Source organism: Paenibacillus silviterrae (assembly GCF_030167925.1).
Taxonomy (GTDB): Bacteria; Bacillota; Bacilli; order Paenibacillales; family NBRC-103111; genus Paenibacillus_G; species Paenibacillus_G silviterrae.
The window spans coordinates 4,714,756-4,731,887 of record NZ_JASKUT010000001.1 but is presented as its reverse complement, the minus strand read 5'-3'; the positions used below and the strand labels follow the sequence as shown (position 1 = coordinate 4,731,887).

Below are 17,132 nucleotides of genomic sequence, written 5' to 3'. Positions count from 1 at the left end.
TCAGGATAATCTCCCCGGTTTCGTCAAAAACTAAACCGACAATGCCAAAGGAGGAGAAGATCTTGGAGCGTTCTAACATGCGGTGTGCGACTTTTGCTTTCTTACTCCTTGCTATGACCTTATGCTCTTGTTCCCCAACAACGCGTCCTGCTCCACAGACATCACCTCAGCAGTCGAATGAGTATATCCCGGACGCGCTGCAGCAGCCTGACAACATGGTTTCTCCTCAATCAGAGGAGCCTTTAGGTGCCTCTCCCGTTCCGGAAGCCCCTAAGGTACTGCCGGAACAGCCCGCACCGGTTCCGCAACCCGAAGCGGCACCCGTTCCTGCCCCAATCAAGGAACCCAAACCGACTGCTCCGCAAAAGCGTGAGAAAAAGCAAGAAAAGCCTGTCTCTCAACAGAAACAGGTCTCGTCAACAAGAAAGCTATCTTTATCTCAGCTTGTTAGGAAGTACCCAGACCTCTTACTTCTAAAGGGCTCCTCAAGCTCCAAAAAAGTTGCCCTTACCTTTGACGACGCACCGGATACAACCTTTACTCCCCAAGTTCTGGATACATTGAAAAAACACAAGGTAAAGGCCACTTTCTTTCTTGTCGGAACTCAAGCGGCCAAGCATCCGGATATGGTAAAGCGGATTGTCAGCGAAGGTCATGTGATCGGAAACCATACATATGACCATAAGCTGCTTACGAAATTGTCGGATGATGCCTTCCAGCAGGAAATTATGAGGACCCAATCGATACTAGAGAAGCTCTGCGGCTATACACCACGTCTTATCCGACCACCTTATGGGGAAATCAGCGAATCCCAGCTGTTATGGGCCTCTGATCATAATTACCGTATAGTCAATTGGAATGTGGATTCCAACGACTGGCGTCAGCTGTCGGAATCGCAAGTATCAGATAATATTCTAAAACATACCAAAGCGGGTTCTATTGTGCTCCAGCATTCCGGCGGCGGTCCGGGACAAGATCTTTCCGGCACGGTGAACGCCCTGCCTCATGTCATCCAAACACTACAGGCACGCGGTTATAAGCTTGTCACGTTACCGGATCTGCTTGGTGAGTCTAAGAAAAAGTAAGTACTTCGTTACATGGAAAAAAGCCCGAGAATCTTATTAGATAAGATTCTCGGGCTTTTGATGCCGGTGAAGGGACTCGAACCCCCACGGTTTCCCTCACGATTTTGAGTCGCGCGCGTCTGCCAATTCCGCCACACCGGCTAATGGCGTGCCCTAAGAGATTCGAACTCCTGACCTTTTGATTCGTAGTCAAACGCTCTATCCGGCTGAGCTAAGGGCACACAATATGAAGTTGCTAAAGTGCCGAAGACCGGACTTGAACCGGTACGGTGGTCACCCACCGCAGGATTTTAAGTCCTGTGCGTCTGCCGATTCCGCCACTCCGGCTTAAAAAAATGGAGGCGCCACCCAGATTCGAACTGGGGGTAAAGCTTTTGCAGAGCTCTGCCTTACCACTTGGCTATGGCGCCATGAAAAAAATTATGGAGCGGAAGACGGGACTCGAACCCGCGACCCTCGCCTTGGCAAGGCGATGCTCTACCACTGAGCCACTTCCGCATAATATAAAACTGGGGATCTAGGATTCGAACCTAGGCATGACGGAGTCAAAGTCCGTTGCCTTACCGCTTGGCTAATCCCCATCAAAGGTTTAATTAAAATGGGGCGATCGAAGGGAATTGAACCCTCGAATGTCGGAGCCACAATCCGATGCGTTAGCCACTTCGCCACGACCGCCACAGCTGAGACAGAAAAAAATTGGCAGGGGCAGCAGGAATCGAACCCACACCAAAGGTTTTGGAGACCTTTGTTCTACCTTTAAACTATGCCCCTAAATGAACTGGTGGAGGCTGATGGATTCGAACCACCGAACTCGTACGAGAACAGATTTACAGTCTGCTGCGTTTGGCCACTTCGCTAAGCCTCCAGGTAAAGCAATGGTGCCGCCGAGAGGACTTGAACCCCCAACCTACTGATTACAAGTCAGTTGCTCTACCAATTGAGCTACAGCGGCATAAAAGTGGCTCGGGACGGAATCGAACCGCCGACACGAGGATTTTCAGTCCTCTGCTCTACCGACTGAGCTACCGAGCCTAGTTAAAATAAAAAATGGCGGAGCCGACGGGATTCGAACCCGCGGTCTCCTGCGTGACAGGCAGGCATGTTAGGCCTCTACACCACGGCTCCGCGATGATTGGTTGCGGGGGCAGGATTTGAACCTGCGGCCTTCGGGTTATGAGCCCGACGAGCTACCGGGCTGCTCCACCCCGCGTCGTGTAAATCTTATATGGTGGAGGCTGACGGGATCGAACCGCCGACCCTCTGCTTGTAAGGCAGATGCTCTCCCAGCTGAGCTAAGCCTCCAGGTATTGCTATGACCCGTAGGGGATTCGAACCCCTGTTACCTCCGTGAAAGGGAGGTGTCTTAACCCCTTGACCAACGGGCCTTATATCTCTTTCTTAATAAGGTATTGCTACGGAGAGAGAGGGATTCGAACCCTCGAGACGCTTGTGACGCCTACACGATTTCCAATCGTGCTCCTTCGGCCAGCTCGGACACCTCTCCATATGGCTCCCCGAACAGGACTCGAACCTGTGACAACTCGATTAACAGTCGAGTGCTCTACCAACTGAGCTATCAGGGAATAACGTTTCAAAGCGACTTGCGCCTTGAAAACTGGATTCGAAACAACGCTCCGACAATCTCATTTTATCACTCCGTTGTGCTTCGCACAAAGTCGCTCCCAAACGAGATGTCTTCGCTAGCAATTTGTCTAATGTAGGATAAGCCCTCGACCGATTAGTATTCGTCAGCTCCACACGTTGCCGCGCTTCCACCCCGAACCTATCTACCTCGTCGTCTACAAGGGGTCTTACATACTGGGAAATCTCATCTTGAGGGGGGCTTCACGCTTAGATGCTTTCAGCGCTTATCCCTTCCGTACTTGGCTATCCAGCCGTGCCTCTGGCGAGACAACTGGTACACCAGCGGTACGTCCATCCCGGTCCTCTCGTACTAAGGACAGCTCCTCTCAAATTTCCTACGCCCGCGACAGATAGGGACCGAACTGTCTCACGACGTTCTGAACCCAGCTCGCGTACCGCTTTAATGGGCGAACAGCCCAACCCTTGGGACCTACTTCAGCCCCAGGATGCGATGAGCCGACATCGAGGTGCCAAACCTCCCCGTCGATGTGGACTCTTGGGGGAGATAAGCCTGTTATCCCCAGGGTAGCTTTTATCCGTTGAGCGATGGCCCTTCCATTCGGTACCACCGGATCACTAAGCCCGACTTTCGTCCCTGCTCGACCTGTTTGTCTCGCAGTCAAGCTCCCTTATGCCTTTGCACTCTTCGAATGATTTCCAACCATTCTGAGGGAACCTTGGGGCGCCTCCGTTACTCTTTAGGAGGCGACCGCCCCAGTCAAACTGCCTACCTGACACTGTCCCCGCACCCGATCAGGGTGCCAGGTTAGAACTCCGATACGATCAGGGTGGTATCCCAACGGCGCCTCCACCGAAGCTGGCGCTCCGGCTTCCTAGGCTCCCACCTATCCTGTACAGATCGTACCAAAGTCCAATATCAAGCTGCAGTAAAGCTCCATGGGGTCTTTCCGTCTTGTCGCGGGTAACCTGCATCTTCACAGGTATTAAAATTTCACCGGATCTCTCGTCGAGACAGCGCCCAAGTCGTTACGCCATTCGTGCGGGTCAGAATTTACCTGACAAGGAATTTCGCTACCTTAGGACCGTTATAGTTACGGCCGCCGTTTACTGGGGCTTCGGTTCACAGCTTCGGGTTACCCCTAACCGCTCCCCTTAACCTTCCAGCACCGGGCAGGCGTCAGCCCGTATACTTCGCCTTGCGGCTTCGCACAGACCTGTGTTTTTGCTAAACAGTCGCTTGGGCCTTTTCACTGCGGCCCCCTCGGGCTATTCACCCTACCGAGGCACCCCTTCTCCCGAAGTTACGGGGTCATTTTGCCGAGTTCCTTAACGAGAGTTCTTCCGAGCGCCTTAGCATGCTCTGCTCGCCTACCTGTGTCGGTTTGCGGTACGGGCACCTTCTCCCTGGCTAGAGGCTTTTCTTGGCAGCTTGAACTCATGACCTTCGCTACTATAATTTCGCTCCCCATCACAGCCCAGCCTTACGATTAGCGGATTTGCCTACTAACCAGCCTCGCTGCTTGGACGGACATCCATCAGTCCGCGTCACTATCCTTCTGCGTCACCCCATTGCTCATAACGGTTCACGGTGGTACAGGAATTTCAACCTGTTGTCCTTCGACTACGCCTTTCGGCCTCGCCTTAGGTCCCGACTTACCCTGAGCGGACGAACCTTCCTCAGGAACCCTTAGGCTTACGGCGGACAAGATTCTCACTTGTCTTTTCGTTACTCATACCGGCATTCTCACTTGTAACCGCTCCAGCTGTCCTCACGATCAACCTTCACCGCTGTTACAACGCTCCCCTACTGCCCTCGGTGCAAACTTGTTTGCACCTGGACTCATAGCTTCGGTGGTGTGTTTAGCCCCGTTACATTTTCGGCGCAGAGTCACTCGACCAGTGAGCTATTACGCACTCTTTCAATGGTGGCTGCTTCTAAGCCAACATCCTGGTTGTCTTTGCAACTCCACATCCTTTCCCACTTAACACACACTTGGGGACCTTAGCTGATGATCTGGGCTGTTTCCCTCTTGACAATGGATCTTAGCACTCACTGTCTGACTCCCGGGTTAAAGTCTGCGGCATTCAGAGTTTGACTGGACTTGGTAACCCTTGGCGGGCCCCGCACCCAATCAGTGCTTTACCTCCGCGACTCATCACCCGAGGCTAGCCCTAAAGCTATTTCGGGGAGAACCAGCTATCTCCGAGTTCGATTGGAATTTCTCCGCTACCCCCACCTCATCCCCGAATTTTTCAACATTCGTGGGTTCGGGCCTCCAGTGCGTGTTACCGCACCTTCACCCTGGACAGGGGTAGATCACACGGTTTCGGGTCTACGTCTACGTACTTATTCGCCCTATTCAGACTCGCTTTCGCTGCGGCTCCGGCTTCTCACCTTAACCTTGCGCGTAAACGTAACTCGCCGGTTCATTCTACAAAAGGCACGCCATCACCCATTAACGGGCTCTGACTTCTTGTAAGCACACGGTTTCAGGTTCTTTTTCACTCCGCTCCCGCGGTTCTTTTCACCTTTCCCTCACGGTACTGCTTCACTATCGGTCACCAGGGAGTATTTAGCCTTGGCAGATGGTCCTGCCGGATTCCGACGGGGTTTCACGTGTCCCGCCGTACTCAGGATCCGTCTAGAGTCTCAGTTGATTTTGGTTACGGGGCTGTTACCCACTTTGGCCGGCCTTTCCAGACCTGTTCGCCTACCAACCTGCACTCACATTGACGTCCTACAACCCCAAGGGGCAAGCCCCTTGGTTTGGGCTGTTCCGCTTTCGCTCGCCGCTACTGACGGAATCACTTTTGTTTTCTTTTCCTGAGGGTACTTAGATGTTTCAGTTCCCCTCGTCTGCCTCCTACACAGCTATGTATTCACTGTGTGGTACGTGAGTATTACCTCACGCGGGTTTCCCCATTCGGACATCCCCGGATCAAAGCCTGCTTACGGCTCCCCGAGGCATTTCGTCGTTCGCCACGTCCTTCTTCGGCTCCTGGTGCCTAGGCATCCTCCGTGTGCTCTTATTAGCTTAACCAATCGTTCGAATGATCTTGGTTCTCCGTTCCGTTGTGCTACGCACAACGTCACTCCGAACTCAAGACATTCTCACTAGCAGCTAAAAGATTGTTCATCTCGCATTCGCTCGATAAACCATCGTATAGATGTTTCGACATTTTGCTTCGTTTCGATATCCAGTTTTCAAGGAACAAGTGGAAAATCATCTTACCACGCTGTTACCGAAGTATCAAGTGGTAGGTTATGGTGGAGCCAAGCGGGATCGAACCGCTGACCTCCTGCTTGCAAGGCAGGCGCTCTCCCAGCTGAGCTATGGCCCCAAGAAAGTATTAAGTTTATGGTGGGCCCTAGTGGACTCGAACCACCGACCTCACCCTTATCAGGGGTGCGCTCTAACCAGCTGAGCTAAGGGCCCTTATTACTATATGATCCACCAAAGTGGAATCGCTTGGCGACGTTCTACTCTCCCAGGACCCTTCGGTCCAAGTACCATCGACGCTGGAAGGCTTAACGGTCGTGTTCGGTATGGGTACGCGTGGTTCCCTTCCGCCATCATCACCAAACGATTTACTTGAAAGGCATTGCACCTTTCAAAACTGAACAACGAGGAGAGTGAGTTCGCTGCAACTGTTACATCGTTGAACGATGTCAGTTGTCAGCTATTATGTCCGATGGCCTGCAGCCATCATGGACTCCATAGAAAGGAGGTGATCCAGCCGCACCTTCCGATACGGCTACCTTGTTACGACTTCACCCCAATCATCTACCCCACCTTCGGCGGCTGGCTCCTTGCGGTTACCCCACCGACTTCGGGTGTTGTAAACTCTCGTGGTGTGACGGGCGGTGTGTACAAGACCCGGGAACGTATTCACCGCGGCATGCTGATCCGCGATTACTAGCAATTCCGACTTCATGCAGGCGAGTTGCAGCCTGCAATCCGAACTGAGACCGGCTTCTAAGGATTCGCTCCGGATCGCTCCTTCGCTGCCCGTTGTACCGGCCATTGTAGTACGTGTGTAGCCCAGGTCATAAGGGGCATGATGATTTGACGTCATCCCCACCTTCCTCCGGTTTGTCACCGGCAGTCACTTCAGAGTGCCCAACTCAATGCTGGCAACTGAAATCAAGGGTTGCGCTCGTTGCGGGACTTAACCCAACATCTCACGACACGAGCTGACGACAACCATGCACCACCTGTCTCCTCTGTCCCGAAGGCCTACGATATCTCTACCGTATTTCAGAGGGATGTCAAGACCTGGTAAGGTTCTTCGCGTTGCTTCGAATTAAACCACATACTCCACTGCTTGTGCGGGTCCCCGTCAATTCCTTTGAGTTTCACTCTTGCGAGCGTACTCCCCAGGCGGAGTGCTTACTGTGTTTACTTCGGCACCAAGGGTATCGAAACCCCTAACACCTAGCACTCATCGTTTACGGCGTGGACTACCAGGGTATCTAATCCTGTTTGCTCCCCACGCTTTCGCGCCTCAGCGTCAGTTACAGTCCAGAAAGTCGCCTTCGCCACTGGTGTTCCTCCACATCTCTACGCATTTCACCGCTACACGTGGAATTCCACTTTCCTCTCCTGCACTCAAGTCTCCCAGTTTTCAGTGCGAACCAGGGTTGAGCCCTGGGCTTAAACACCAAACTTAAAAGACCGCCTGCGCGCGCTTTACGCCCAATAATTCCGGACAACGCTTGCCCCCTACGTATTACCGCGGCTGCTGGCACGTAGTTAGCCGGGGCTTTCTTCTCAGGTACCGTCATTTCCAGGGCAGTTACTCCCCGGAACGTTCTTCCCTGGCAACAGAGCTTTACGATCCGAAAACCTTCATCACTCACGCGGCGTTGCTCCGTCAGACTTTCGTCCATTGCGGAAGATTCCCTACTGCTGCCTCCCGTAGGAGTCTGGGCCGTGTCTCAGTCCCAGTGTGGCCGATCACCCTCTCAGGTCGGCTACGCATCGTCGCCTTGGTGAGCCGTTACCTCACCAACTAGCTAATGCGCCGCAGGCCCATCTGTAAGCCACAGCTTGCGCCGTGTTTCCAAGCTCCTCCATGCAGAGAAGCCATCTATCCGGTCTTAGCTACCGTTTCCGGTAGTTATCCCAGTCTTACAGGCAGGTTGCCTACGTGTTACTCACCCGTCCGCCGCTAGGGTCCGAAGACCCTCGCTCGACTTGCATGTATTAGGCACGCCGCCAGCGTTCGTCCTGAGCCAGGATCAAACTCTCCAATAAAGTAGTTTGACTTGCTCATGTTCAAAGCTAGCACGAATCCGAAGATTCGTTTTATTTTCACTCTCTCGTTGTTCAGTTTTCAAAGGGCAATGTCGGACAAAGTCAAACTTGCTAACCTTGTCATTTGTTGTCGTCGTTTTCAGCGGCGACTTTTTTAATATACCACATTCACCTATCTGATTGCAAGTGTTTTTTTTAATTCTTTTTAACACTCGGGATTTCGTTTCATTAAAACCTACCTCAATCGGACAAGTCGCCTTAACGACGAAGAATAATTTATCACATAGGCAAAGCTTAAGTCAAGCCTAATATTTCGAACCATATTTAGAAGAAGAGCAAGAGCTTACAAGCTCGCCCCTGCTCTTCTTTTCGTCCTTTATTCGATCATACCTTCCTCAGGGCTGCTCGCAGAGGCATAGCGCTTCTTAGGTATACGTCCCGCCAGGAAACCCTTCCTTCCTGCTTCCACGGCCAGCTTAAAAGCCTCTGCCATCAAAACGGGATCCTTCGCACCGGCAACTGCCGTATTCAACAGCACACCGTCCGCTCCGAGCTCCATGGCCAAGGCTGCATCCGCGGGACCACCGATACCGGCATCAACAATAATAGGAACCTTCGCTTCTTCGATAATGAATCGCAGGTTCCCTTGGTTCACAATCCCTTGACCGGAACCAATCGGAGACGCACCAGGCATCACAGCAGCCGCTCCCGCCTCCTGCAGCTTACGTGCAAGGATCGGATCGTCCGAAGTATAAGGAAGTACGATGAAGCCTTCATCTACCAGGATTTTTGTCGCCTCGAGCGTTCCCACAGGATCGGGAAGAAGGGTTCTTGGATCGCCAATGACCTCTACCTTGATCATGTCGCAAAGTCCTGTTGCCTTGGCAAGCCGAGCTATGCGGACCGCTTCCTCTACCGTATAAGCCCCAGCCGTATTCGGAAGCAGTGTGAACTTCTTAAGATCCAAGGTTTCTAGAAAATTCGGCGCATCCGGATTATCAATCGGCAAACGTCGAATAGCAAACGTAAGTACATCCGCTTCCGAAGCCTTAACAGCCTCCGATTGAATTCCAAGGTCGGTAAACTTCCCCGTACCTAACAAAAGTCTTGACTTAAACTCATAAGGACCAATTTTCAACACGCCGCTCATAAAAAGCCGCACCTCCTGGAATAGTAAGTATAGATGGACGGGTTTATCAACCACCGCCTACAAAGTGAACAATTTCGATCCGATCCCCGTCCGTCAAAGCGGTCTCCTCGTACTGCTCCCGGTCAATAATCGTCCGGTTGAGTTCTACCACAAGGATCTTCTGATCCAATTTAAAAGCCTTTAACAAATCCAAAACGTTGGTTACGTCCGCTACTTCACGAACATCCCCATTCACTGTCAGATGCATCATGCCACCTCCCTAAAGGTCTCTACAAGCATAAAAAAAGCCAGCCGGCTAGGGCTGACTTCTTGGGTTCTACGCTGCAGAGCATCTCGTATCCGCAAAATAAGTCCACTTCCCTACGCTGGCATCACCCAGTGCCCCGCCTTACAGGCAGGCCGTATCAGGTTCCAAGGGTCAAAGAATGTCGCTTCTTACTCTCAGCCCCGCATGCAAGGGCTCCCCTAGTGGTATTCGATTACTAATATCATATCATAAGCTGGTAATGAATTATAGAGTATATCTTAATTCCAAGACGCTTAAATCATCTTCAATCACATAAGCGACTTCCCGAGCAAGCGCCTTCGTCACCAGCTTATTCAAGAGCAACGGCAGCTCTGTGCGCACATCCGACAACTTAGGCAGATGCTGCAGTTCTTCAAGACTCCAAGCAACCTCCCTGCTGCCCAGCACCTCAATCAGCAGCTTGCAGCAGCGTTCCATCTTGGACATTACGGAAAATTCACAAGCGAGAAGAACTAGTTGGACCCTCTGCTCAACGGTTTCGCTGCTTTGCATCAGTTCTTCATACAGCTTGTAGACACCGGGATTGATGCTTTTAATTTGACGCCATACGGTAACTTCAGGATGATAGCCCGCCTCAATGATGACAATTCGCGCCCAATGGTGCAGCGCTTCGAAAATATTATGATAAGCATCAAGATCATGCTTTTCCGATATATATTCCTTCGTTTGCAGGTAGCTTCGCAAAAACTTGGAAAACTCGATAAGCAGCTTGTGTTCCCTAAGCTCTACAGGAAACTCAAGCACGCGATGTCTCAAGCCCTCCAAATACATATCCCGATCCAAAAGTATCTCTCCTTTTAAGATCCAATAAATGATATTGCGATGCTCTCCATGTAAAATGAATTCATCCAGCGCTTCCGGGCTCATCCAACGTTCTTGTATACGGCGCCCCTCTTTACTATAATGGTACTGTTGATGTGTACGAGCCGGGTCTTGGGATATAACCAGCAGCAGCAAATCAAACCCGTCGGTGACTGCCGAGTAAGAAGAAGGGTTTTCTACCGCGATAACCCCGATAACTGATTCACTCTCCCGAAACCTTGCTATCCATTGCTGCTTCATTATAATCATCCTACTGGCCCCCCATGACCGTTACACATCTCTTTTTAGGTTATTTATTTCTACATTCGGACACCGGTTTCCTGCATCATTCTGTGACAAATCATACAATTCTTTTACACGAAAGAAGGCCCGACATGATACTCAGATCCAGTAAAGTCAATGAATTCCGGTTATGGGGATTACTGCTGACAATGGGCGGCATGCTGCTCATGATTCTCGGCCTTGCCGGAATCGTTTTTGATTGGGGAACCGCAGGCAGAATTATTGCCGTCATCTGTATGCTGATCGGAGCCATAGCCATGCTGGCTAGTATGGCGGTGTATTTCGCAGCAGGGATGATGTCGACCAGTGCAACTGTAGTGGATTGCCCGGAATGCGGCAAGCCCACGAAAATGCTGGGCAAAACCGATCGCTGCATGTATTGCAAAACGATTCTTTCCTTGGACCCGAAGCACGCTCCTCCGTCAGGAGAACAAACCCCAGCCGGGAAGTAAGGCTGCACAAAAAAACTGGCCCTTTGTCAGCAAAGGAGCCAGTTTTTTTATTTAAGGTATAAGATGAGTGCGGATAAATTCCCAAAGTTCAGGACTTTCATAGCCGCGCCGCCAAGAGGCGATGCCGGCAAGGTCATATTTGTTCACTAGCTCCAGACGGGACTTCACAGACGCTTCATCCTCCAGCCAAATCCGCTGCAGCTTTCCGTCTTCGGTGTATTCCACGTAGTTTTGACCGGTTTCCTTCGAAAATTCCGGGGTTAGGCCTTTTTCCTTCATAATTCGTTTGGACGTATCCATAAAAATCGCCCGGGAGGAGACTTTCGTCTTGCCATCCTTCATCTCTTCGGTCCATAAACGGGTGTAGAACGGGATGCCGAGCACCAGTTTGGAAGCAGGAACCTTCTCCTCCTGCAGCAGCACCTGCACCGTTTTCTCCACCCAAGGGAGAGACGCGACCGAGCCTGCCTTCGGGCTGCTCGCCCAATGCTCGTCGTAGGCCATCACCATCATGTAGTCTACCGTTTGAGCGAGAGCCGGGCGGTCATAGAACAGCGACCACATTTCCGTGCCGGATTTCGGCGTAACATCGATCGAAACGACTAAGCCCTGCTCATGCAGAAGCGGCGTCATTTCCCGCACGAATTGCGTCAGGTTCTGCTTGTCTGCGGTATACACATTCTCGAAGTCAATGTTAATGCCGTCGAGCTTATACATCTGAGCAAAGCTGAGCAGCTGTTTGATCATGTTCATCCGCTTATCGTAGGTGGACAGAGCCTCCGTCGTTTGTTTCGGCTCGAAACCGTTGCTGAACAGCCCCCACACCTGGTAGCCGCGTTCATGCGCCCATTTGACATAAGCGGCGCTGGCCAGGTTCTTCAAATTGCCTTGACCGTCCGCCAAGTGAAACCAGGTCGGGCTGACGACGTTCAGACCGGGCATTGTGGAAATCTTAGCGGTGTCCGGGTTTTTCTCGACGACCTGCTCCCAGGTTAAGTTGATTTTGCCGCCCGGGGGCTTCCACTGAATCGGGCTTGCCGCCGGCTCTTGCTTCGGAATGACCTCTTCTCTAAGCTCCGTCAGATCCGATTGCTTCATATAACCAGTATATCCGTTCTTCAGGAGAATCTTCGCCCATTCCCCCTCCTCACCCCAGACCATGACCTCTTCGCCTTGAACCAGATCTGCCAGGATCGGCGCCTTGATCGTCGAATCCTTACGCATGGCCAGCTTCTTCTCCGGCTTATCAGGCACCGTCTTGATCTTAGCCCAGCGAATGGTATCGCCTTCCTTGACCAGAATGACAGCCCCTGTCTCCTGCGACTCCCTAAGCTCAATGCGGTATAGCATTTTTAGCGGCTCCATGGGCAAATAAAAACGGTCACCGGTTTTCTCCAGCGGGAACTTTAACTGAAATGGTTTCTCATTGATCAGCGCGGTTAGTTGGCTTGTCTGCAGCCTGATGACCTTATCCGTGGTTGTAATGATAACCGAGTTCGTTTTGTCCTCACGCGCCATCGTCGGGTCGAGCTGCTCCTTTACCATCTCAAAGGGAAGCTTGAGGCTGTCCTTCTCGCCGATCGCCGGAAGGTCCAGCATTTCTCCTTCATAGAATACCGGCTTCGGATTCCCGTTGAAATCAGGGGCTTCATGTCTCCAATTAGGAACGTATTCGTGCCATAAATAAGTGCCAAGCGCCAAACCGCATACGACGGCCAGGAGAAGCATCAAGACGGCTCCGGCTCGTGGCTTGCGCTTTCTTGGCGTGTTGATGATCTCCATGTAGTCACTCCTGTAGCTTAGTTAAAAATAAAAAGGACGGGCTGCATCCCCTCGTCAGGCAAATGCAACACGTCCATTATACAATAAATCCGGGGGGCTGGCATATTAACGGATGCTGGAACCGACCGGCACGCTCGCACAGTCGGAGCAAACGCCGTAAACTTCGACCCGATGACTCTTAATCTTGAAGCCCGTCTGCTTGCTTGCCGCCTTCTCCATATCATCCAGCGGGTCATAAGCGAAATCGACCAGCTTGCCGCATTGCTCGCACAATGCATGATAATGATCGGAAAGATCGGCATCGAACCGGCTGGAATGATCTCCGTAGGTCATCTCCCGAACCAACCCTGCCTCAAGGAATACCTTAAGGTTATTATACACGGTGGCTACACTCATGCTGGGGAACCGCGGCGAAAGCGCCTTATAAATTTCATCAGCCGTCGGGTGGGTCATCGTGTCCAGCAAAAAGGCCAAAATGGCATGCCGCTGCGGCGTCATTCGTACACCGTTCGACTTGAGCTTGTCGAGCGCTTCATCCAATCGATTCATCCAGAGTTCACCGCCTTGTCTGCGTCACGTTGAGCTTCACTTTATTGTACGCAGAGGCCGGCGGCTTTGTCAATCAACGGACTTGATGGCAATGGAGCCGTTCGTCTCTACCCGGATCTTGTATTGGCCGCTTCCGATAGAGCCGCTCACGGTTTTTTCATGAACGGAAAGCGGCAGCTCGCTCTTGACATTTCCTCCTCCGCCTTCTCCCTTAAGTTGATAATCACCCTTAGATGGAAGCTCCAATTCAACCTTGCCGTGGGATGTCTCTACGTCCCAATCTCCCCCAACCGTACGGCTTGAGATTTCAACCGATCCGTTTGTTGACTTGGCCTTTAAAGCCTTCGGCGCACCGTCCACCTCAACGCTTCCATTATTCGTAGACGCTTCAATCGAGCCGGTTACGTCCTTCACGACGACCCTACCGTTAGTCGTTTTCACCTTGGCATCGCCTTTATGACCTTGTACCTCCACCTTTCCGTTCGTCGATTGAAGAACGGAAGAAGCTCCGGCAGTGTTTTTCGTCATAATAGAGCCGTTCGTCGTCTTCAGCGAGAGATTGCCTTCCAGATCGGTTACGAGCAGCTCTCCATTGGTAGACTGGGCTGTAAATTGCTGCTTGATAGGCAAACGCCCGGCGATGATTTTGCCGTTGGTCAGCTGGAGATCGACATCCACCTTCTGCTTCTCAGGCAGCGTGACGACCATATCCATACGCGGCTTCTGTCTGCCTACGAAGCTCCCGCTGTATTCCTTGCCGGCCGCCGTCAAGGTAAGCTTATTTCCCGAGCTGGTATGCTCGATGCGGGATTCCTCCGCAACACGGGCCGCTTCGACCTCATCATTCAAGTTCACGTAGACGATCAGCTCGACCTGCACCTGATCTACATTGCCTGACTGCATGGTGACGGTACCGTTGGTATTGTCTATCCGTACCTGGTCCACACCTGCTGCAAGCGGGATGGCAGTCATCCCCTTCTCGAACCTTTGGCCTTCACCGAAGGCACCGAACGGGTTATCCAGCGTGAAGTTTTTAAAAACGGATTCCGATTGGGTCGCAACGAGCACCGCGGCCGAGATGACCACGGCAAAAATAACGCCGCCGAGATCCAGCTTCAGCGCCTTCTCGCTTTCCTTGTATTTCATATTATAGAAGAGATACTCTAGGCCCAAGGAGATAAACAACAGCGGCCACCATTCGATCAGCAGCGCGGTCAGCTTCGTTCCCGACAGCTTATCCGCGATAACGGCTCCCCCGACTGCGATCAACAGGAGGGCCGCGGTATACCGGCCTGCTCTGTGCATGTTTTGACACTTCCTTTTTAAAAAAACTAATGTTATCGGCTATTTCTTAGTAGACTCGCGGAAAAACATATACACCCCGATCAAAATAAGAACGATGGCGCCGATAGAGGAGCCCAGCAAATCAAAGATGCGGAACATCCAGTCGGGCTTGCTGCTGGTTAAAAACAGAACGATACCTACAAGAATCAGCATGTAGCCGAAGCTTGCCTTGCCATGAATGCGGCGATGACGCTTATGGGACCAGTGATCATCTTCCGTCAGAAGAGAGTCCGTAGACCCGGTACCGTAGCCAAGCCCGTTGACCTTGTCTGTCTGCTGCAGGGCATCGAAGATGTTAAAGAAATAAATGACCGGTATAAACAGGGAAAACAGGACGATAAGCGGTATGTTGGTCGCTCCGTTCGTAGCAAAGGCCACAATGGCGAAGATGTTCAGAATGAGCAGCACCATAATGGTCATGCCGCGGTGCATAAGTCCCAAATATAATTGACCCGTGCCGGGGACGAGGAAGGACAGCAATCCTGCAATCCATTTGTTCTTGACCGAGCTGCGGTAGAACGGGTCGAACGATTCTTGCCTCGGGCCGCCCCCCCAGCGCTCCATCCGCTCTTTAAGAAACAGGTCCTCCTGATCCTCCGTTCGCTTCGGGTCTTGCTGCGGTTGGTCATTCATAGCTGGCAACCTCCATTTCTTGTACGATGATGATTATGTGAGCATTCCGCGGGAGAATATTTCGACGAATTGCGTCAGCTGGGCAACGGTAGCCTCTACACTGCTTTCCAGCTGGCTCGGACTCAGCTGCATCAGCTTGCCGGGAATGCCCGTAAGGATAAGGAAGAAGGTTGCCGCCGTAGCGATCAGTCCGTTCATTAATTCAGGCCGCCACCGTCCCGTCGGTCTGGGCGGTAATTCCATAGTGGAGTCCTCCCGTTCCCAGGCCTTGGCATGAATTTGATGCATGATTCTCTCGGTCAGACGATCCGGTGCCGTAATCAGAGGAAGCTCACTCAGCTCCGCTTCGAGGTCGGCATAGTCGGTGAGGCGCTTGCGGCAGCGCGGACATTGCTTCAAATGGCGCGAGGTCCGCTTGGCCTCGAGCTCGGTGCAGCTTCTATTTAGATATCGTTGCAGCTCTTGATCGTCCGGGTGCATGATGCTCATGCCCGCTCACCTCCAGCCATTTGTCTTTGAGCAAGGTTTTGCCGCGATACAGCCTGGTTTCGATGGTTTTGATCGGCAGGTCGGTCACCTCCGATATTTCCTGATACGAAAGCTGCTTATAATGATACAGATACATGATCAGCTTATATTTCTCAGGCAGCTCGGAGAGCAACTGCTGCATGGTCCGCTGCTCTTCCCTCCGAAGCGTAGCGGCCTCCGGCTCCTCCTTGCGATCTCCGAACCAGTTCTTCACCTTATCGAGTATCGCTTCATAGGGCTTGCGCCGCTGCGCGCGGAGATGATCCGTTACCAGATTGGTCGTCAGCCGGTACAGCCACGTAGTGAATTTGGCTTCACCCCGGTACAGCTCCAAGGAGCGATACAGCTTAAGAAATACATCCTGCGTTAAATCCTCGGCGGTTTGCGGATGGGGAACCATGCGGAAGATGAGGGTGTAGATATAGTTTTTGTGCCGCTCTACAATGATGCGATAGGCTTCATCCTCGCCTTGACGGATCCGGTTGATGAGCTGCTCATCCGTCATTTGTTCCATCCTGCTTACACCGCCCTTCCTTCTTGATTCGCTGTTACAATCCATTAGACGCAGCTTTGGCGATAACCCCTTCAAATTCTGCAAAATAATTTATTCGCAGGATACAGAGAAAACACCCTCTTGCTGCTTCAGCGCATCAATGGCCGGCGTCAGCCTATTGTTCTTAGCCAGCCGAACGGTCAGATGAATCGTCATCCGGCTGGGACCGTCCGTTACCGGCATTTCTTCTACAGACACTCTGCGAATATCATGGCCTTGCATGGTCAGCAAGGAGGATACCGCGGTCAGGATGCCGGGCCGGTCCAACGTCTCAAGCGTCAGCTGCCTGGCTTGCTTGGCGCGGAAATATTTTTTCTCGACGTGGTTGAGTCCCCAAAGGCACATGAAAGCGAGCAGACAAGTAACCGCTGCCGCATAATAGAAGCCGGCGCCGATGGCGAGCCCCATAGCGGCAACTACCCATAACGAGGCGGCTGTCGTCAAGCCGGTGATGCTTTTGCCGGTGAACATGATGGTTCCCGCTCCAAGAAAGCCGATCCCGCTGATGACTTGAGCCGCTAGTCTCGCAGGGTCCAGGCGAACGTTCTCCAGGTGGGCGAAGGCGGAAAAACCGTACATCGATAAGAGCATGATTAAAGTAGAGCCGAGACATACAAGAATATGTGTGCGGAAGCCGGCCGCATGGCTGCTCGTCTCCCGTTCGAAGCCGATCAGGCCGCCTAACGCTACCGCCATAATAAGGCGCATTGTGATGTGAAGTGTATCGATTGTCCATGGATCCATGATCCTCGCCTCCTTGTAGTGAGTAGGTGTAAACATTG

The 17,132-nt window shown here is 52.1% G+C and carries 12 protein-coding genes, 19 tRNA genes, 3 rRNA genes and 1 riboswitch; of the genes, 2 read left to right on the top strand and 32 right to left on the bottom strand.

The window, feature by feature from the left end:
* Window positions 1-62 precede the first annotated feature (62 nt).
* Window positions 63-1,085: a polysaccharide deacetylase family protein gene (locus QMO62_RS22045; protein WP_284644297.1), complete on the top strand. Its 1,023-nt coding sequence runs from the start codon at window positions 63-65 to the stop codon at window positions 1,083-1,085.
* A gap of 61 nt (window positions 1,086-1,146) precedes the next feature.
* Here the strand turns inward: QMO62_RS22045 and QMO62_RS22040 are convergent.
* The 25 genes from QMO62_RS22040 to QMO62_RS21920 all read right to left on the bottom strand — a co-directional run bounded on the left by QMO62_RS22040 (window position 1,147) and on the right by QMO62_RS21920 (window position 10,476).
* A tRNA-Leu gene (locus QMO62_RS22040) sits at window positions 1,147-1,226 on the bottom strand.
* 3 nt (window positions 1,227-1,229) lie between these two features.
* Window positions 1,230-1,306: transfer RNA gene (locus tag QMO62_RS22035), tRNA-Arg, on the bottom strand.
* A gap of 20 nt (window positions 1,307-1,326) precedes the next feature.
* Window positions 1,327-1,412: transfer RNA gene (locus tag QMO62_RS22030), tRNA-Leu, on the bottom strand.
* Between the two features lie 9 nt (window positions 1,413-1,421).
* Window positions 1,422-1,495: transfer RNA gene (locus QMO62_RS22025), tRNA-Cys, on the bottom strand.
* A gap of 13 nt (window positions 1,496-1,508) precedes the next feature.
* Window positions 1,509-1,583 (bottom strand) — tRNA-Gly (locus QMO62_RS22020).
* Between the two features lie 11 nt (window positions 1,584-1,594).
* Window positions 1,595-1,666: transfer RNA gene (locus QMO62_RS22015), tRNA-Gln, on the bottom strand.
* A gap of 18 nt (window positions 1,667-1,684) precedes the next feature.
* Window positions 1,685-1,760 (bottom strand) — tRNA-His (locus QMO62_RS22010).
* A gap of 22 nt (window positions 1,761-1,782) precedes the next feature.
* Window positions 1,783-1,856: transfer RNA gene (locus QMO62_RS22005), tRNA-Trp, on the bottom strand.
* A gap of 8 nt (window positions 1,857-1,864) precedes the next feature.
* Window positions 1,865-1,950, bottom strand: a tRNA-Tyr gene (locus tag QMO62_RS22000).
* An 11-nt stretch (window positions 1,951-1,961) separates the two neighbouring features.
* Window positions 1,962-2,037 (bottom strand) — tRNA-Thr (locus QMO62_RS21995).
* A gap of 7 nt (window positions 2,038-2,044) precedes the next feature.
* Window positions 2,045-2,117: transfer RNA gene (locus QMO62_RS21990), tRNA-Phe, on the bottom strand.
* Between the two features lie 16 nt (window positions 2,118-2,133).
* Window positions 2,134-2,210: transfer RNA gene (locus QMO62_RS21985), tRNA-Asp, on the bottom strand.
* 8 nt (window positions 2,211-2,218) lie between these two features.
* Window positions 2,219-2,295, bottom strand: a tRNA-Met gene (locus QMO62_RS21980).
* Window positions 2,296-2,311: 16 nt separating this feature from the next.
* Window positions 2,312-2,387, bottom strand: a tRNA-Val gene (locus tag QMO62_RS21975).
* A gap of 11 nt (window positions 2,388-2,398) precedes the next feature.
* Window positions 2,399-2,470: transfer RNA gene (locus QMO62_RS21970), tRNA-Glu, on the bottom strand.
* A gap of 30 nt (window positions 2,471-2,500) precedes the next feature.
* A tRNA-Ser gene (locus QMO62_RS21965) sits at window positions 2,501-2,589 on the bottom strand.
* A 3-nt stretch (window positions 2,590-2,592) separates the two neighbouring features.
* Window positions 2,593-2,668 (bottom strand) — tRNA-Asn (locus tag QMO62_RS21960).
* A 135-nt stretch (window positions 2,669-2,803) separates the two neighbouring features.
* Window positions 2,804-5,731: ribosomal RNA gene (locus QMO62_RS21955) — 23S ribosomal RNA — on the bottom strand.
* A gap of 225 nt (window positions 5,732-5,956) precedes the next feature.
* Window positions 5,957-6,032: transfer RNA gene (locus QMO62_RS21950), tRNA-Ala, on the bottom strand.
* Window positions 6,033-6,050: 18 nt separating this feature from the next.
* Window positions 6,051-6,127: transfer RNA gene (locus QMO62_RS21945), tRNA-Ile, on the bottom strand.
* Window positions 6,128-6,158: 31 nt separating this feature from the next.
* Window positions 6,159-6,275: ribosomal RNA gene (rrf, locus tag QMO62_RS21940) — 5S ribosomal RNA — on the bottom strand.
* A 137-nt stretch (window positions 6,276-6,412) separates the two neighbouring features.
* A 16S ribosomal RNA gene (locus tag QMO62_RS21935) occupies window positions 6,413-7,948 on the bottom strand.
* Together the 16S, 23S and 5S rRNA genes with 19 tRNA genes alongside form the textbook arrangement of a ribosomal RNA operon.
* 376 nt (window positions 7,949-8,324) lie before the next feature.
* The gene (locus QMO62_RS21930) at window positions 8,325-9,098 is read right to left on the bottom strand and encodes a thiazole synthase (protein ID WP_284644295.1); all 774 of its coding nucleotides are present in this window, start codon (window positions 9,096-9,098) and stop codon (window positions 8,325-8,327) included.
* 46 nt (window positions 9,099-9,144) lie between these two features.
* Window positions 9,145-9,345, bottom strand: coding sequence for a sulfur carrier protein ThiS (thiS, locus tag QMO62_RS21925; RefSeq protein ID WP_284644293.1), 201 nt, complete (start codon window positions 9,343-9,345; stop codon window positions 9,145-9,147).
* A gap of 93 nt (window positions 9,346-9,438) precedes the next feature.
* Window positions 9,439-9,575: riboswitch (TPP riboswitch) on the bottom strand.
* 34 nt (window positions 9,576-9,609) lie between these two features.
* Window positions 9,610-10,476 (bottom strand): nucleotidyltransferase-like protein, encoded by an 867-nt coding sequence (locus QMO62_RS21920; protein WP_284644291.1) that lies wholly within the window; start codon window positions 10,474-10,476, stop codon window positions 9,610-9,612.
* Between the two features lie 125 nt (window positions 10,477-10,601).
* Between QMO62_RS21920 and QMO62_RS21915 the strand changes: the two genes are divergently transcribed.
* Window positions 10,602-10,961: a DUF2614 family zinc ribbon-containing protein gene (locus QMO62_RS21915; RefSeq protein ID WP_284644288.1), complete on the top strand. Its 360-nt coding sequence runs from the start codon at window positions 10,602-10,604 to the stop codon at window positions 10,959-10,961.
* Between the two features lie 51 nt (window positions 10,962-11,012).
* On the opposite strand, the gene QMO62_RS21910 is transcribed toward QMO62_RS21915, so the two are convergent.
* The 7 genes from QMO62_RS21910 to QMO62_RS21880 all read right to left on the bottom strand — a co-directional run bounded on the left by QMO62_RS21910 (window position 11,013) and on the right by QMO62_RS21880 (window position 17,097).
* Complete coding sequence (locus QMO62_RS21910) at window positions 11,013-12,743, bottom strand: glycosyl hydrolase family 18 protein (RefSeq protein ID WP_284644286.1); 1,731 nt, start codon at window positions 12,741-12,743, stop codon at window positions 11,013-11,015.
* 105 nt (window positions 12,744-12,848) lie between these two features.
* Window positions 12,849-13,292, bottom strand: coding sequence for a Fur family transcriptional regulator (locus QMO62_RS21905; protein WP_284644284.1), 444 nt, complete (start codon window positions 13,290-13,292; stop codon window positions 12,849-12,851).
* Between the two features lie 69 nt (window positions 13,293-13,361).
* Complete coding sequence (locus QMO62_RS21900; RefSeq protein ID WP_284644282.1) at window positions 13,362-14,597, bottom strand: DUF4097 family beta strand repeat-containing protein; 1,236 nt, start codon at window positions 14,595-14,597, stop codon at window positions 13,362-13,364.
* A gap of 39 nt (window positions 14,598-14,636) precedes the next feature.
* Window positions 14,637-15,269, bottom strand: a complete 633-nt coding sequence (locus QMO62_RS21895) for a hypothetical protein (RefSeq protein WP_284644280.1) — start codon at window positions 15,267-15,269, stop codon at window positions 14,637-14,639.
* A gap of 33 nt (window positions 15,270-15,302) precedes the next feature.
* The gene (locus tag QMO62_RS21890) at window positions 15,303-15,758 is read right to left on the bottom strand and encodes an anti-sigma factor (protein ID WP_284644278.1); all 456 of its coding nucleotides are present in this window, start codon (window positions 15,756-15,758) and stop codon (window positions 15,303-15,305) included.
* Window positions 15,709-16,311, bottom strand: a complete 603-nt coding sequence (locus tag QMO62_RS21885; RefSeq protein ID WP_284644276.1) for an RNA polymerase sigma factor — start codon at window positions 16,309-16,311, stop codon at window positions 15,709-15,711. Before QMO62_RS21885 ends, QMO62_RS21890 begins: the two co-directional genes overlap by 50 nt.
* Window positions 16,312-16,401: 90 nt before the next feature.
* Window positions 16,402-17,097, bottom strand: coding sequence for an MgtC/SapB family protein (locus QMO62_RS21880; protein WP_284645000.1), 696 nt, complete (start codon window positions 17,095-17,097; stop codon window positions 16,402-16,404).
* Window positions 17,098-17,132 lie beyond the last annotated feature (35 nt).

Bases quoted from the DNA above. Each gene is read 5' to 3' on its own strand.
- QMO62_RS21915 (WP_284644288.1), top strand. From the start codon at position 10,602: ATGATACTCAGATCCAGTAAAGTCAATGAATTCCGGTTATGGGGATTA.
- QMO62_RS21895 (WP_284644280.1), bottom strand. From the start codon at position 15,269: ATGAATGACCAACCGCAGCAAGACCCGAAGCGAACGGAGGATCAGGAG.
- QMO62_RS21930 (WP_284644295.1), bottom strand. From the start codon at position 9,098: ATGAGCGGCGTGTTGAAAATTGGTCCTTATGAGTTTAAGTCAAGACTT.
- QMO62_RS21920 (WP_284644291.1), bottom strand. From the start codon at position 10,476: ATGATTATAATGAAGCAGCAATGGATAGCAAGGTTTCGGGAGAGTGAA.
- QMO62_RS21900 (WP_284644282.1), bottom strand. From the start codon at position 14,597: ATGCACAGAGCAGGCCGGTATACCGCGGCCCTCCTGTTGATCGCAGTC.
- QMO62_RS21890 (WP_284644278.1), bottom strand. From the start codon at position 15,758: ATGAGCATCATGCACCCGGACGATCAAGAGCTGCAACGATATCTAAAT.
- QMO62_RS21905 (WP_284644284.1), bottom strand. From the start codon at position 13,292: ATGAATCGATTGGATGAAGCGCTCGACAAGCTCAAGTCGAACGGTGTA.
- thiS (WP_284644293.1), bottom strand. From the start codon at position 9,345: ATGCATCTGACAGTGAATGGGGATGTTCGTGAAGTAGCGGACGTAACC.
- QMO62_RS21885 (WP_284644276.1), bottom strand. From the start codon at position 16,311: ATGGAACAAATGACGGATGAGCAGCTCATCAACCGGATCCGTCAAGGC.
- QMO62_RS21910 (WP_284644286.1), bottom strand. From the start codon at position 12,743: ATGGAGATCATCAACACGCCAAGAAAGCGCAAGCCACGAGCCGGAGCC.